General features: G+C 60.3%; 16 protein-coding genes. 10 read left to right on the top strand and 6 right to left on the bottom strand.

Translation table 11 applies throughout. The features are described 5' to 3' along the window. Window positions 1-243 precede the first annotated feature (243 nt). Window positions 244-699, bottom strand: a complete 456-nt coding sequence (gene ybgC, locus ASC90_RS21605; protein WP_056545135.1) for a tol-pal system-associated acyl-CoA thioesterase — start codon at window positions 697-699, stop codon at window positions 244-246. Window positions 700-818: 119 nt separating this feature from the next. Between ybgC and ASC90_RS21610 the strand changes: the two genes are divergently transcribed. From ASC90_RS21610 to ASC90_RS21640, 7 genes are all read left to right on the top strand, one after another. Continuing rightward, entirely contained in the window at window positions 819-2039 is a 1221-nt protein-coding gene (locus ASC90_RS21610) for an NAD-dependent epimerase/dehydratase family protein (protein WP_056545137.1), read from the top strand. Then, window positions 2036-2863 (top strand): glycosyltransferase, encoded by an 828-nt coding sequence (locus tag ASC90_RS21615; RefSeq protein ID WP_156393080.1) that lies wholly within the window; start codon window positions 2036-2038, stop codon window positions 2861-2863. Before ASC90_RS21610 ends, ASC90_RS21615 begins: the two co-directional genes overlap by 4 nt. Then, a complete protein-coding gene (locus ASC90_RS21620) occupies window positions 2860-3771 on the top strand; it encodes an NAD(P)-dependent oxidoreductase (protein ID WP_056545139.1) in 912 nt (303 codons plus the stop codon). The genes ASC90_RS21615 and ASC90_RS21620 overlap by 4 nt, the downstream gene beginning before the upstream one ends. Window positions 3772-3811: 40 nt before the next feature. Then, window positions 3812-4555, top strand: a complete 744-nt coding sequence (locus ASC90_RS21625; RefSeq protein WP_056545140.1) for a hypothetical protein — start codon at window positions 3812-3814, stop codon at window positions 4553-4555. A gap of 93 nt (window positions 4556-4648) precedes the next feature. Beyond that, window positions 4649-5236 carry a 5-formyltetrahydrofolate cyclo-ligase gene (locus ASC90_RS21630; RefSeq protein WP_056545755.1) on the top strand — a complete coding sequence of 196 codons (588 nt, stop codon included), beginning with the start codon at window positions 4649-4651 and terminating at the stop codon, window positions 5234-5236. Window positions 5237-5238: 2 nt separating this feature from the next. Next, complete coding sequence (locus ASC90_RS21635; RefSeq protein ID WP_056545142.1) at window positions 5239-6063, top strand: TIGR00282 family metallophosphoesterase; 825 nt, start codon at window positions 5239-5241, stop codon at window positions 6061-6063. A gap of 118 nt (window positions 6064-6181) precedes the next feature. Then, on the top strand, window positions 6182-7018 hold the full coding sequence (locus ASC90_RS21640; protein ID WP_056545145.1) for an MBL fold metallo-hydrolase: 837 nt from the start codon (window positions 6182-6184) through the stop codon (window positions 7016-7018). Between the two features lie 33 nt (window positions 7019-7051). Here the strand turns inward: ASC90_RS21640 and ASC90_RS21645 are convergent, their stop codons facing one another. Beyond that, window positions 7052-7555: a pyridoxamine 5'-phosphate oxidase family protein gene (locus ASC90_RS21645; protein WP_056545147.1), complete on the bottom strand. Its 504-nt coding sequence runs from the start codon at window positions 7553-7555 to the stop codon at window positions 7052-7054. A gap of 112 nt (window positions 7556-7667) precedes the next feature. Here ASC90_RS21645 and ASC90_RS21650 point away from each other — a divergent pair, with 112 nt between their 5' ends. The 3 genes from ASC90_RS21650 (at window position 7668) to ASC90_RS21660 (ending at window position 9695) form a co-directional block, all read left to right on the top strand. Further along, complete coding sequence (locus ASC90_RS21650) at window positions 7668-8099, top strand: hypothetical protein (RefSeq protein WP_056545149.1); 432 nt, start codon at window positions 7668-7670, stop codon at window positions 8097-8099. Window positions 8100-8210: 111 nt separating this feature from the next. Continuing rightward, window positions 8211-8957 (top strand): YebC/PmpR family DNA-binding transcriptional regulator, encoded by a 747-nt coding sequence (locus ASC90_RS21655; protein WP_056545150.1) that lies wholly within the window; start codon window positions 8211-8213, stop codon window positions 8955-8957. 231 nt (window positions 8958-9188) lie between these two features. Beyond that, window positions 9189-9695, top strand: a complete 507-nt coding sequence (locus ASC90_RS21660) for an invasion associated locus B family protein (RefSeq protein WP_056545152.1) — start codon at window positions 9189-9191, stop codon at window positions 9693-9695. Window positions 9696-9816: 121 nt separating this feature from the next. Here the strand turns inward: ASC90_RS21660 and ASC90_RS21665 are convergent, their stop codons facing one another. From ASC90_RS21665 to ASC90_RS21680, 4 genes are read right to left on the bottom strand one after another with little or no spacing between them, the layout of a single operon-like run. Beyond that, window positions 9817-10149, bottom strand: coding sequence for a cytochrome C oxidase subunit IV family protein (locus ASC90_RS21665; RefSeq protein ID WP_056545154.1), 333 nt, complete (start codon window positions 10147-10149; stop codon window positions 9817-9819). A gap of 9 nt (window positions 10150-10158) precedes the next feature. Beyond that, window positions 10159-10884 carry a heme-copper oxidase subunit III family protein gene (locus tag ASC90_RS21670; RefSeq protein ID WP_056545156.1) on the bottom strand — a complete coding sequence of 242 codons (726 nt, stop codon included), beginning with the start codon at window positions 10882-10884 and terminating at the stop codon, window positions 10159-10161. A 10-nt stretch (window positions 10885-10894) separates the two neighbouring features. Beyond that, window positions 10895-11605 (bottom strand): cytochrome c oxidase subunit 3, encoded by a 711-nt coding sequence (locus ASC90_RS21675; RefSeq protein ID WP_056545158.1) that lies wholly within the window; start codon window positions 11603-11605, stop codon window positions 10895-10897. Continuing rightward, window positions 11602-13377, bottom strand: a complete 1776-nt coding sequence (locus ASC90_RS21680; protein WP_056545160.1) for a cbb3-type cytochrome c oxidase subunit I — start codon at window positions 13375-13377, stop codon at window positions 11602-11604. Before ASC90_RS21680 ends, ASC90_RS21675 begins: the two co-directional genes overlap by 4 nt. Between the last annotated feature and the right edge of the window lie 15 nt (window positions 13378-13392).

A 13392-nucleotide genomic window follows, 5' to 3' on the forward strand; every position in this document is an offset into this window, starting at 1 on the left:
AAGGAAGGCGTGCACCGCACAAACTCTGACAATCCGAGTAAGACACTATTATGGTTAATAGTTCGTTAGCGCCGGATCATGGCAACAAAACTATCTGCGGAAAATTATCCCTTGGAATACTTGGTCAAACCTGGGGTCGATTGCCAAAACAGCGCTTATCTTGCGGCGCGGCAATTCCTTCACATAAAACTCATGTTTTTACAAGGGTCTGATTCCAGCATTTGCAAATAGCCGCGATGCGGGTCAGGCGCCGTCCGACGCAATCAGCATCTGCCTTGCCAAGGCTTCCGGCAGCCGCCGCGGCCGCCCGCTTGCGTTGATGACAGCGATGACCACCTTGGCGGCGATCAGCAGTGTCTCGCCGCGGCGGATCTCCTGGCTGAGCACCATCTTAGCGCCGCCGGCCTTGTCGGTACGGGTAAGCACGGTGAGGATGTCATCCATCCGTGCCGGCGTCTTGAAGTCGATCTCCATGCGGTGAACGACGAAGACAAGGCCTTCCTCGTCGGCGCTGATCAATTCCCGCTGCTCAACACCGAGACAACGCAGATAGTCCGTACGACCGCGCTCGAGGAAGTGAAGATAGCGGGCATGATAGACGAGACCGGAGAAGTCGGTATCCTCGTAGTAGACGCGCTGCAGGAGGCGGTGGCCCGCTTCCGTGAGTTCGCCCGAGATCGAAAAACCGTTGTCCGTCATAATTTTCTCCAAAGTCACGCGCCCTCTTTGGCCGAAGACTTTCCGCCTTGCAAGCATTGAACAATTGTCACGCTTCCTAAGTAATTTTCGTTAGACGCGGCCAATCAGGAGATGACGCCATGAAGATTGCAGTGATGGGCGGGGATGGATTTATAGGCTGGCCAACATCATTGCATCTGTCCGACGCCGGACACGAAATCCATATTCTCGACAACCTGTCGAGACGCTGGATCGATACCGAACTCGGCGTCCAGTCGCTGACGCCGATGGACTCGATCCAGGAGCGCACCCGCATCTGGCACGCCGAAACCGGCCGGCGCATCCACTTCAATCTCATCGATCTTGCCAAGGATTACGAGCTGCTGAAGAAGTGGCTGGGAGAAAACAGGCCGGACGCGGTCATCCACTTCGCTGAACAGCGCGCAGCGCCGTATTCGATGAAGAGCGACCGGCACAAGAACTACACGGTCAACAACAACGTCAACGCCACCCACAACCTGCTCAACGCCCTCGTCGAACTCCAGCTTGACGCGCATCTGATTCACCTTGGCACGATGGGCGTCTACGGCTACTCGACCGTCGGCGCCGCGATCCCCGAAGGCTACCTGCCGGTCGGCATCGAGACTTCGGACGGCCAGACCGTGAGCCAGGAAATCCTCTACCCTTCCAATCCCGGCTCTATCTACCACATGACCAAATGCCTGGATCAGACGCTCTTTCATTTCTACGCCAAGAACGACGCGATGCGTATCACAGACCTGCACCAGGGCATCGTCTGGGGTACGCACACCGAACAGACCCGTCGTCATCCGCAGCTCGTCAATCGCTTCGACTACGACGGCGACTATGGGACGGTGCTCAATCGTTTCCTGATCCAGGCAGCAATCGGATACCCACTCACGGTCCACGGCACCGGCGGCCAGACCCGCGCCTTCATCCACATTCAGGATTCGGTCCGCTGCATCGAACTGGCGCTTCAGAACCCGCCTGCCCAGGGCGCCCGAGTGGAGATTTTCAACCAGATGACCGAGACGCACCGCGTGCGCGATCTCGCCGAGATGATTGCCAGGATGAGCGGCTCCGAAATCGCCTGGTTGCCCAACCCACGCAAGGAAGCACCGGAGAACGAACTGATCGTGAAGAACGAGAAGTTCCGCAACCTCGGTCTCGACCCCATCACCCTGCAGGCCGGGCTGCTGAGCGAGATCGTCGATGTCGCAAGAAAGTTCGCCTACCGTGTCGATCGCACCCGCGTTCCGGCCGTCTCGGCCTGGACGAAGGACATCGCAGCGACGATCAACCGCGATCCGGAAGGCAAACGCCTGAAGTCAGTGTCATGATCGATGCCGTCTCGCCCAATGCCTACGTAACTCTGGTGACGAATGGCGACTATGCGATGGGCGCGACAGCACTTGTCCGTTCGCTGCGCCGCACGGAGACGATGGCGGATATCGTCGTGCTTCACACAGCCGGCGTGGCCTCTTCCGCCCTTGCGCCGCTCGCCAGGCTGGGTTGCCGCCTGATCGAAGTAGCACATCTGCCTCTCTCGGATGCCTTCAACGAACGCCACGCGCGCGGCAACCTGCATGCCGCGGCTCCTTTCACAAAGGGCCGCAAGCCGGACTTCCATTCGCCACTCGACAATTTCTGCAAGCTGCGGCTCTGGGAACTGACCGAATACACCCGTTGCGTCTTCATCGACGCCGATGCGATCGTGTTGCGGAGCATTGACAAGCTGTTCCTCTATCCGGAGTTCTCGGCCGCTCCCAACGTCTACGAATCGCTTGCCGATTTCCACCGCATGAATTCCGGCGTCTTCGTCGCGCAGCCGTCGGTTGACACGTTTCGACGCATGCTGAACCGGCTCGATCAGCCGGGTATCTTGTGGAAACGCACCGATCAGACGTTTCTCCAGGCGTTTTTCCCCGATTGGCACGGTCTGCCGGTCTATTTCAATATGCTGCAGTATGTATGGTTCACCATGCCGGACCTTTGGGACTGGAAGAGCATTTCGATCCTGCACTACCAGTATGAAAAACCATGGGAATCGGATCATCCGAAGGCCGCTGCATTGCGGCCGCTGATCGACCTCTGGCAGGCATTCCATTCCGGTGATGAAGTGCCGGACATATCGGCAATGGCCAATCCGGAAGAGGCAGCATGAAGGTACTGGTATCTGGCGGCACAGGGCTTGTCGGTCGTTACATCGTCGAGGAGCTTCTGGCCGCCGGATATTCCGTCATCATCGGCGGCCGCCATGCACCGCTGCCACGTGCCTTTTCGCGTCCCGTGGAGTTCGCGCCACTGTCTCTTGATCCGTCGCGCGATCACATCGAAGCGTTCGATGACGCCTATTTCTTCGTACACGCGGCTTTACACCATCTGCCGGGAACATACCGCGGCGGAGAGGGCGACGATCCCGAGACTTTCAAGAGGCTCAATCTCGATGGCACTGTCAGGCTCTTCGAAGCAGCCAAGCGCGCCGGCACGCGCCGTTGCGTGTTCATATCCAGCCGTGCGGCCTATGGCGAGCATCCGTCGGGCACGGTCCTCACCGAATCGACGCCTGCGAAGCCTCAAACACTCTATGGCCAGATCAAGCTGGACGCCGAGCGCAGCCTCGCCCATCTTGCCGCTCCGGGTTTCGCGACCGCGAGCCTTCGACTGACAGGTGTCTACGGCAACCTTCGCCCCAACAAATGGGACAAGCTGATCGACGACTACCTCGCCGGGCGACCGATCCTGTCGCGAGCCGGAACAGAGGTACACGGATGTGACGTCGGCCGGGCCGTAAGGCTCATGCTCGAAACTGAGAGCGTCCGGATTTCCGGCGAAGCGTTCAACGTTTCCGACGTCACGCTGGATACCTGGGATATTCTCGAGCCGATCCGCTGGGAACGTGATTGTGTGAACCGGCTCCCCGATGCCGCGAACAAGACGCTGTTGACGCCGATGGATACGACAAAAATCCGTGCGCTGGGCTGGCTGCCGGGCGGCCTGCCGCTTTTTGAGGAGACCATGCACGCCCTCGCTACCGTCGGAATGCAACCGCACAGGCTCACACAAGCATAAGGTTGCAGATTGGCTCCGACGGTGCAATCCGGGGGATAGTATGCTGGTCGGCTCCACTTCAGCGTTGAACATTCTGAGCAATCCATATTCGGGCAGCGGCGGCGCCAACGCTCCGACAGGCAGCGCCGGCGGCGCAAGGCTGACGATACTGCAGAGCTCCGAAAAGGCGCTCGACGCGCTGCGCGACAGTATCAAGACGTCCTCCGACGCCGCCAAGCAGCGTGCTGCCCGCAAGCTTGAGGAAGCCAAGCAGCAGTTGCAAATGCTCAAGAGCGGCGGCTTTCCACCCGAAGTCGTCGCCCGGCTTGCGGCCGAACTCGCCCACAAGATTAGCGCCGCAGCCGCCGAATTCGCCTCGGCTGTCGCTGCAACGGCTTCCAGCGCTACGGCATCTGCGAACACCGTTGCCGCTGACGCAGGCACAGGGGCTGCGGCCGAAGCCAGCGCCGCTGCAAACGCAGAAGCGGCACTAGCCTCGACCGAGGATGGCAGCTCCAGCGATTCCTCGGCCCGGGCTGACGAACCGGATGGCGCGTCCCACGCACGCAACGCCTACCAAACCATCGTCGAGGACGGCAGGGAGTCGGTCTCGGGCATCTCCCCCGATGATCGCAAGACGATGGAGGAATTCAAATCGATCCTGCGGGACGTCCGCCAGTTGATGGACAAGGCGATGCGCGATATGTGGGCCAGGAACGCCCGGCGCGGACAGGGCGACGAGGCTGGCCACGGCGCAGCTTTCGAAGCGCAGGTAGTCGCAGAGCCGAGCAGCATCATCGTCTGATCGCGGGCCATCGTGACGGGCGAAGGTTGCATTCGCCCGTTGCAATGAACCGCCGGCGCATTATGGTTCCGCTTGAACATCGTGACGGACGCCATGAGCCCGAAAGAATTGAAAGCTGAACTACGCGCCGCGCGGCTGGCGCTTCGTGATGCCATCTCGGCCGACACGCGCATCGAGATGAGCCTGGCGATGGCCGAGCATGCCGGCGAAGCGATTGCATTCGATCCTGGCACGATTATCTCAGGGTTTCTGCCGATCCGGTCGGAGGCCGACATCCGTCCGCTGATGGCGCGGTTCCAGGCTCGTGGCGCAAGGCTTTGCGTGCCAGCCATCATTGATCGCAAGACAATTGTCTTTCGCGAACTCATCCGCGGCGTTCCGCTTGTCAGCACCGGCTTCGGGACGTCGGGTCCCGGGCCGGATGCCCCCATCCTGAATCCAGAAATCCTGCTCGTGCCCCTGTCGGCTTTCGATGCGCGAGGCCATCGCATCGGCTACGGCGCCGGTCACTACGACCGCGCAATCGACCGTTTGAAGCAAAAAGGCATGATTCCGAAACTGATCGGCATTGCATTCGACTGCCAGGAAGTGGCACATGTGCCCGACGAGCCGCATGACGTAAGCCTGGATGCCATCCTGACAGAAAGCGGCCTGCGCTTTTTTGCCTCTTGGATTGGATAGCAATGCGACTGCTTTTTCTGGGTGACATGGTCGGCAAGACCGGACGCACGGCGGTCTGGGATCGCCTTCCCGGCCTGATATCGGACCTGAAGCTCGACTTCGTCATCGTCAACGGCGAGAACGCCGCCGGAGGCTTCGGCATCACCGAAGACATCTTTCTCGAAACCATCAATGCCGGCGCAGACGTGGTGACCACGGGCAACCACGTCTGGGACCAGAAGGAAGCAGTCGGCTTTGCCGGTCGCCATGACCAGTTCCTGCGCCCGGCCAATTACCCGCAGGGAACGCCAGGCCGCGGCTCTGGAATCTTCTACGCCCGCAACGGAGCCCGCATTCTGGTGGCCAACATCATGGGCCGCGTCTTCATGCATCCCGAGTTGGATGACCCCTTCAAGTCCGCGGAAACCATCCTCGCCGCCTGCCCGCTGAAGGAGCAGGCCGATGCGATCATCTTCGATTTCCACGCCGAAGCCACCAGCGAGAAGCAATGCTTCGGGCACTTCGTCGACGGACGCGCCAGCCTCGTCGTCGGCACCCACACGCATGTGCCGACCGCTGACCACCAGATCCTGAACGGTGGCACGGCCTATCTATCGGATGCCGGCATGTGCGGCGACTACGACTCGTCTCTCGGTATGGACAAGGAAGAACCCCTCAACCGGTTCATTTCCAAGATGCCCAAGGGCCGCATGGAAGCGGCAACCGGACCAGCGACGATCTGCGGCGTCGGCGTCGAGATTTCGGACGCAACCGGACTGGCCGAAAAGATCGCGCCGCTCCGCCTCGGACCGAGGCTTTCCGAGACCATTGCGGAGTTCTGGCGCTAAGCACGGCATCCGGCGTGCATGACACAAAAGTGAGCATCGGGGGCGGATTTTGGTCTGGACCGATGCGACCCCTTGCCGCATCCTCGCTGGCATCGTGACAGCGACGGAGGAAGTGGGCATGAGGCCGCGTTTTCTTGTCTTCGCAATTGCCTGCCTGCTGTTCCTCGTCGCTGCGGAATCCGCACTCGCACAGCAGGAACGCGGCAACGTCAGCCAATGTCAGGCCGTTGCACAGGCGATCCCTAAGGCAACGTTCGCGAGCTTTTCCCGTGCGCCGCCGTTAGTGCCGGCGGGTGCCGCTGAAGAAACGGTGACGCTCACCTACGTCGGCCATTCGACCTTTTTGATCGAGACGCCAGCCGGCGTCAGCATCGCAACGGATTACAGCGGCTGGTATACGCCGCCGCGTCTGCCGATGGTGGCAACGATGAACCGCGCCCACACGTCGCACTACACAACTACGCCGGATACGGCGATAAGGTACGTACTGCACGGCTGGAGCGACATTCCGGACCAAAAGGCGGACGTCGACATGATGGTCGGCGATACCTACATCCGCAACGTCACGACCGATATTCGCGGCGGCTACGGCGCCCCGCAGAAGGACGGCAACTCGATCTTCATCTTCGAAGTCGCAGGGCTCTGTATCGGCCACCTCGGACACCTGCACTACGAGTTGACCGAAGCGCACTATACCGAGATCGGTCGGCTCGACATCGTCATGGTGCCGGTTGACGGAGGCCTGACGATGGGCGCCGACAGCATGAGCCGCATCATCAAGCGGCTCCGGTCTTCCCTTATCATGCCAATGCATCAACCAAGGCCGCTGCAGAGTTTCCTGTCGATGTTTGGCCCGGATTTCGACATCAGCTACGCTCCAACGGACACCATCACCGTATCGATGCGAACGCTGCCGAGAAAGCCTTTGATCTATATCTCCAAGGGCATGCAGTAGCGTACCCGGCAAATGATGAAGACGCGAGATCGCCTACGCGAAATGCAGGTGCTGCCTGACACCGACATCCGGCGTCTTGTCGTCGTCAAGATTCGCCTTGGCGATTTCCCAGCCGAATTTGAGCTTGCTGCCGGTGGACACCCAAATCTCGGCATCGTCCACATGCATGGCCAGCATCGTCAATTTTGGATCCTTCTTGCCGTCTTCATACCACGCGGCAACGACCGAGTTCCAATATTCATCGATCTTCGATGACTCCGGCCGAACCTCAATCTTGCCTGCAAGGCAGGCATGATAGTCGTGCTCTTTGCCGACAACGCAAAAATGCGCCCGCATGCCCGGCTTGATGGCCTGCGCGATATCAGCATCCGACTTTGTGTAGAACCAGATGGTGTTAGTCTTCGGATCGGCGTGCGGCGCCATCGGCTGCATGTGCATGTCCACGCCATCGACGCCGAGCATTCCGGCATGGATTTCGTTTACCTGATCCCAGAGCTGACGCGCTGGGTGCTCCCTTGCTTCGTTGAAACTAGCCATGACGCTTCCTTCCGTTTCGAGGGCTGTGGTTTGAAACGTCAGCTTCCCGGCTTTGTTCCCCAGTCGCCGGCAAGATGCTACGCTCGAACACACGCGCGAAACGGAGATGTGCATGAGCAATCCAGCCTTTCTGAGCTTGGCAGTCTCTCTGGCGGTTGCCTTGCCCGGCCTCGCCGCCGACCGAGCCTTCAAGCCCGATGAAAACGGACAGGTCGTCTTCGTCACCCCCTCGAGGAACATCGGCTGCACCTATATCCCGAAGGGCGGGACGCCGATGTATACGCCGGACGATGGAGGGCCAGAACTCGGATGCGATCGCATCGAACCGCTGTATGTCCGTCTCGTACTTTCAGCGTCCGGAGCGGCTTTCATCTTCAAAATGGAAGGCGATAGTGCCTGCTGCAGCGACACCAACATTCTGCAATACGGCGACAGCTGGCGGGCGGGGCCGTTCAGCTGCAGTTCCGAGCAAACCGGCCTGCAATGCAGCCGTGACGACGGCCATGGCTTCTTCGCGAGCCGGAAAAAATACGCAGTCAACTAGGGTGGCGTCGCGGGCCGCCACTCGGCGGATGCACCGCTTTTCCCTTGAATACAGCCCGTTTCGCTCTTATAAGGCGCCCCATTCCGACAATAAGACGTGAGCAGGGGTGCCATGGCTGGCCATTCACAGTTTAAAAACATCATGCATCGCAAGGGCCGCCAGGATTCCGTGCGTTCGAAAATGTTCTCCAAGCTCGCGCGCGAAATCACCGTTGCGGCAAAGGCCGGTCTGCCCGACCCGACGATGAACGCGCGCCTGCGCCTGGCGATCCAGAATGCCAAGGCCCAGTCGATGCCCAAGGACAACATCGATCGAGCCATCAAGAAGGCAGCGGGCAGCGATGGCGAAAATTACGATGAAGTGCGCTACGAAGGCTACGGCCCGGGCGGCACCGCGATCATTGTCGAAGCCCTCACCGACAACCGCAATCGCACCGCCTCCAACGTCCGCTCGATCTTCACCAAAGCAGGCGGCGCACTCGGCGAAACCGGCTCGGTGTCCTTCTCCTTCGACCATGTCGGCGAGATCACCTACAAGCTTTCGGCAGGCGATGCCGACAAGATGATGGAAGCGGCCATCGAAGCCGGGGCCGACGACGTCGAGACCGACGAGGAAGGCCACTATATCACCTGCGCTTTCGAATCCCTTGGCGAAGTTGCCAAGGCGCTCGAAGCGACCCTCGGCGAAGCCGAAACGGTCAAATCCGTGTGGCGCGCCCAGAACAATGTGCCGGTGGACGAGGAACGCGCCCAGTCACTGCTGAAGCTCATCGACAGCCTCGAAGACGACGACGACGTGCAGAACGTCTTCTCGAACTTCGAAGTCTCCGAAGAAGTGCTGGCCAAGCTCTCCGCTTGATTCAATCTGCTGTTGTTTGAAACGCCGGCCCGGAAACGCGGCCGGCTTTTCCTTGTCCACATCATCCGAGCGTCAATTCTCACATCCTGGCGCCGACCGGTAACACGTCCGTGAACGGGAGGCGTTTGTTAAGGTCTCGGTAACCTCGCCAGACTTGAATGCGCCGAATTCGCTCCAGCCGGTCTGCTTCAAGGCCAGCCTCACTTACTTCTCTCGGCGGGAAATCGACTTATGAAAACACTAGCCCTTTCGCTCTCCTTCACCCTCGCAACCACACTGGCTGGCGCATTTGCGGCCCACGCCCAACCATCCATGGTCAAGCAGTTCAACGACTGGGGCGTCTATTCCTATGACCGATCGGGCACGACGGTGTGCTATATCCTGACGGTACCGAAAACGATGCAGCCTGCCGCCGTAGATCACGGACACAACTTCTTTGTCGTCGGCCATGCACCAGGCAGCAGCACCGGAAGCGAGCCACAGGTAATCATGGGCTACGAACTGAAGCCCGGATCGCGCGCCAAAGTGCAGATCGGTGAAAAGGAATTCACGATGTTTACCAAGGGCTCCTCTGCCTGGGTGCTCGAGGAATCGCGCGAGCCCGATCTGATCGACGCGATGCGCGCCGGCAGCGACCTGACCGTGGATGCCGTCTCCCGCCGTGGCACCGCGACCCGCTATACCTATTCGCTCAACGGCGTGAGCGCGGCGCTCAAGCGCATGGCACAGTGCAACTGATCATGCCTCGCACCAGATCGGCCTAGGCGAGAGGCTTTCTCTGCCCTCGCCTTGAGGGGTACCGTCCGGCAATCGGCGCTCCTGGGGCGTTTATCCCGGTGAACAGGTCCAGTAACCGTGCCTACTGCGCGCCGCCAAGGAACGTCATCCGGGTGAATATCGTGTAGTGCGCCTCGGACGCCATCATCGCCACGAAGACCAGCACCAGCAGCGGTGGCAGCAGGATGGCATAGACAAGCGCCAAGCGTTCCCAAGCCATATGCATGAAGATCGCGACGATCAATCCGGCCTTGAGCATCATGAAGAGGATGATCAGGGACCACCGGGGATATCCCTGAATGCCGACATAGTCGACAAGGTATGAGAAGGTACTCAGCACGAACAGCAGCCCCCAGACGACGAGGTAGAGCCTGATCGGATGCTGCTGGCCGGAATGAGTTTGTGCCTGTGCCATGATGCGACCTCACCAGAGATAGAAGAATGCGAAAATGAAGACCCAGACGAGATCGACGAAGTGCCAGTAGAGGCCCATGATCTCGACGATCTCGTAATTGCCCTTGCGGCTCGTGAAGAACCCTCGCCTGCCGGTCTCCAGGTCACCGCGCAGCACCTTTCGCCCGATGATCAGCAGGAAAATCACGCCAAACGTCACGTGGGTTCCGTGAAAACCGGTGATCATGAAGAAGGACGATCCGAACTGTGCCGCACCCCACGGATTTTCCCAGGGACGGACGCCTTCACTGATCAGCTTCGTCCATTCGAAGGCCTGCATGCCGACGAAGGAAGCGCCGAGTGCGGCGGTGAGAAACATCAGTGCCGCCGTCTTTCCGCGCTCGCGGCGATAACCGAAGTTGACAGCCATCGCCATGGTGCCGCTGCTGCTGATCAGGATGAAGGTCATGATCGCGATCAGGATCAGCGGAACCTCCTGCCCGCCGATATTGAGCGCGAAGACCTCGCTCGGATTGGGCCAGGGAACCGGCGTCGACATCCGCGCAGTCATGTAGGCCAGCAGGAAGCAGCCAAAGATGAAGGTATCGCTGAGGAGAAAGATCCACATCATGGCCTTGCCCCAGGAGACGTTCTTGAACGCCCGTTGATCCGAGGCAAAGTCAGCGGCCACGCCGCGCAAGCCGGCTTGAGGCAAGAGACGTGTCTGGTCAGTTTCCGTTCGCGTGAGTTCAGACATCGTCCAGCCCCTATGTAACCAGTTGGCGGCAGAAATCGACAAGGTCGTTCGCCCAGCCGGTGAAGAGCGCAAGAAGCACCAGCCAGACAACCAGCATGAAGTGCCAGTAAGTCGCACACAGCTCGGTGCGGAGCCGAAGCTTCCCGGGAGATGACCTGCCGCCAGCCGAAGCGCTGAGCCTAGTGCGGCCGAGGACAGCGAGACCGCCCAATACATGCAGGCCATGCAAACCGGTCAGGATGTAGAAGAAACTATTGGCGGGATTGTCGGCGAGCACATAGCCGGCGGCGGCCAGCTGGAGCCACGCCACGACCTGCCCCGCAAGAAAGAGCACACCTGTCGCGAGCGCAGCATCGAGCGCCAGCCGGCTGGCCTCTTCGCCACCGCGTCGCGCCTCGACGGTTGCCCATTGCATCGCCGCGCAGCTCGCAAACAGCATGGCAGTGTTCACCCAGAGCAGCTTCGGCACCGGTGGCGACCACCAGTCGGCCCCGGCCATCCTGATGAGATAGGCGCTAATCAGCAGCGAAAACAGCGCGCCGACCACCGCCAGAAATATACCGAGCCCGACTTTCACCGCCGGCAGCGGCGCACCCTGTCGGTCGATCACGTCTCCGGCACGTCCCGCCTCCAGCCAGGGCTTCGACATCAGCCGCTGGCCCGCCAGCCATCGGCCGATGATGACGGCAATTGCTGCGAGAAAGATCAGGATCGCGCTCATGATGCGTGAGCCCTCGACACGCCGCCATCCGGCTGGTTCTGCGGCAGGAAGTCCTCGGCGGCGCCGGGCACGCTGTAGTCATAGGCCCAACGGTAGACGACTGGCAGGTCCTTGCCCCAGTTGCCGTGGGCCGGCGGCGTCTGCGGCGTTTGCCATTCGAGCGTCGTTGCGCGCCACGGATTACCGCCGGCCAAACGACCTCGGAAAAGGCTCCAGGCTAAATTGTAGACGAACACCAGTTGCGCAGCCCCGACCGCCAGCGCAGCAACGGTGATGAACATATTGAGGGTGTGGACCGACGGCGGGATGAAGACGGTTTCGCCGAGCTCGTAGTAGCGGCGCGGCACGCCGATCAGACCGATGTAGTGCATCGGGAAGAAAATCGCGTAGACACCGATGAAGGTCACCCAGAAATGGATCTGGCCAAGCGCCTCATCGAGCATGCGGCCCGTAATTTTCGGATACCAGTGATAGATCGCGCCGAACACGACCATGATCGGTGCGACACCCATGACCATGTGGAAATGCGCAACAACGAACATCGTGTCGGAGAGCGGCACATCGACCACCACGTTGCCGAGGAACAGGCCGGTAAGCCCACCATTGACGAAGGTGACGATGAACGCGAGAGCGAACAGCATCGGCAGCGTCAGATGAATGTCGCCGCGCCAGAGCGTCAGCACCCAGTTGTAGACCTTGAGCGCCGTCGGGACCGCGATGATCAACGTGGTGGTGGCGAAGAAGAAGCCGAAGTTCGGGTTCATACCGCTGACATACATGTGATGCGCCCATACGACGAAACTCAGCGCCCCGATAATGACGATTGCCCAGACCATCATGCGGTAGCCGAAGATATTCTTGCGTGCGTGCGTGCTGATCAGGTCGGAGACGATGCCGAAGGCCGGCAGTGCCACGATGTAGACCTCCGGGTGCCCGAAGAACCAGAACAGGTGCTGGAACAGGATCGGGCTGCCGCCCTGCGACGTCAGTTGCTCGCCCATCTCGACGATCGAGGGCATGAAGAAGCTTGTGCCGAGCAGCCGGTCGAACAGCATCATCACTGCTGCGACGAAGAGCGCGGGAAAGGCGAGCAACGCCATGACCGTCGCCGTGAAAATGCCCCAGACGGTCAGCGGCATCCGCATCAGCGTCATGCCGCGCGCGCGCCCCTGCAGCACGGTCACGACGTAATTCAACCCTCCCATCGTAAAGCCGATGATGAAGATGATCAGCGACGAGAGCATCAGGATGATGCCCCAGTCGCGGCCGCCTGGGGTGCCGGAAAGCAACGCCTGCGGCGGATAGAGCGTCCAGCCGGCGCCCGTTGGCCCGCCCGGCGCGAAGAAGCCGGCGACCAGCACCAGAACCGCGAGCAGGTAGAGCCAGTAGCTCAGCATGTTGGCATAGGGAAACACCATGTCACGGGCGCCGAGCATCAAGGGGATGAGGTAGTTGCCGAAGCCGCCGAGGAAGAGCGCGGTCAGCAGATAGATCACCATGATCATCCCGTGCATGGTGATGAACTGGTAGTAGTGGTCGGCATCGATGAAGGTGAAGTATCCGGGAAAGCCGAGCTGCAGCCGCATCAGCCACGAAAGCACCAGCGCCACGAAACCGATCGCGAAGGCAGTCAGCGAATACTGGATCGCGATGACCTTTGCATCCTGGCTGAACACATAGCGCGTCCACCAGCTTCGGGGATGATAGAGTTCCACATCCGCGACTTCCGCGGGAGGAATGCCGTCACCGGCCGTGCTTGGAATATCGACCATCGCATGCCATTCCTT

The sequence above is a fragment of the Rhizobium sp. Root1220 genome, assembly GCF_001426265.1.
GTDB lineage: Bacteria > Pseudomonadota > Alphaproteobacteria > Rhizobiales > Rhizobiaceae > Rhizobium.